The following is a 1,557-nucleotide window of genomic DNA, read 5'->3' as shown; positions in this document are numbered from 1 at the left end:
TCGATCTCGGGTGCCAGGTAGCGATCCTCCTCGAGCACCGGAACCTGCGCGCGCAGCGCGGCGATCGCCGCGCTCAGGCGTGGTGAGGGGTTCAGCGGCGCGCGGAAATTCACGCCCTGCGCGGCGCACAGCGCCTCGACGCCAAGGATCACCGAGAGATTGGCATTCATCCGCCCCAGCCGGCGCGCGCCATGCGCGGCCATCGAGACATGGTCTTCCTGATTGGCCGAGGTGGGGGTGGAATCGGTGGAACAGGGATTGGCGAGATGCTTGTTCTCGCTCATCAGCGCCGCCGTGGTCACCTCGGCGATCATGTAGCCCGAGTTCAGCCCCGGATCGGGCGTCAGGAAGGGCGGCAGGTCATGGCTGAGCGTCGGGTCCACCATCAGCGCCACGCGCCGCTGCGCGATGGCGCCGATTTCGGCCAGCGCCAGCGCGATGATATCGGCGGCGAAGGCCACCGGTTCGGCGTGGAAATTCCCCCCCGAGAGGATCCCTGCCCCCACCACCAGTGGGTTGTCGGTCACGGCATTGGCCTCGGTTTCCAGCGTCGTGGCGGCAAAGCGCAGCAGGTCCACCGCCGCCCCCGCCACCTGAGGCTGGCAGCGGATGCAATAGGGGTCCTGCACGCGCGCATCACCGGTGCGGTGGCTTTCGCGGATCACCGAGCCCGCCATCAGCGCCGCCATCGCCTGCGCCACCTCGATCTGGCCGCGATGGCCGCGCAGGGCATGGATCTCGGGCTCCAGCGGTGCGGTCGATCCCATGATCGCATCGGTCGACAGGCACGATGTCACCAGCGCGTTGGCCGCGTTGCGCCAGCCCTCGAACAGCCCGACCAGCGCCAGCGCGGTGGAAAACTGGGTGCCGTTGATCAGCCCCAGCCCCTCCTTCGGGCCCAGGGTGAGCGGTTCCAGCCCCGCCGCCGCAAGCGCCGCGCCACCGTCCATCCGCTGCCCGCGAAAGACCGCCTCGCCCGCACCGGTCATCGCCGCCGCCATATGCGCCAGCGGCGCCAGATCGCCCGAGGCGCCGACCGATCCCTGCGCGGGCACCACCGGTGTCACGCCGCATTCCAGCATCGCCTCGATCTGCGCGATCACCGCCCAGCGCACGCCCGATGCCCCGCGCCCCAGGCTGAGCAGCTTGAGCGCCATCATCAGCCGCGTGGTGGCGACATCCAGCGCCTCGCCCACGCCGCAGCAATGGCTGAGGATCAGGTTGCGCTGCAAGACAGCCGTATCCTTCGCGGCGATCTTCACCGAGGCCAGCTTGCCAAAGCCCGTGTTCACCCCGTAGACCGCCACCGCGCCCTCGGCCGCCCGGCGCACCGCTGCGGCCGCAGCCTCGACACCCGGCCTCGCGCCCGGGTCCAGCCGTGCGGCCAGGCCCTCGCGCCAGAGCGTTTCCAGTTGCGCCAGTGTCGTGGCGCCGGGGATCAGGGTCAGCATGCGTGGCCTCCGAAGATACGGGCGTGAAGCGGGTTGAAGCCGATGCGATAGGCCAGCTCGGCCGGGGTTTCGACATTCCACACCGCCAGATCGGCGCGCATGCCCG

At 70.2% G+C, this 1,557-nt stretch carries 1 protein-coding gene; it reads right to left on the bottom strand.

The window, feature by feature from the left end; all coding sequences use genetic code 11:
• Positions 1-1,451, bottom strand: a 1,451-nt coding sequence (gene hutH, locus Q7U95_RS06930) for a histidine ammonia-lyase (RefSeq protein WP_308753076.1), incomplete at its 3' end; no start/stop codon positions are given.
• Positions 1,452-1,557 lie beyond the last annotated feature (106 nt).

The sequence above is a fragment of the Candidatus Oleimmundimicrobium sp. genome, assembly GCF_030651595.1.
Lineage (GTDB): Bacteria > Actinomycetota > Aquicultoria > UBA3085 > Oleimmundimicrobiaceae > JAUSCH01.
This window is presented reverse-complemented; position numbering and strand designations above follow the sequence as displayed.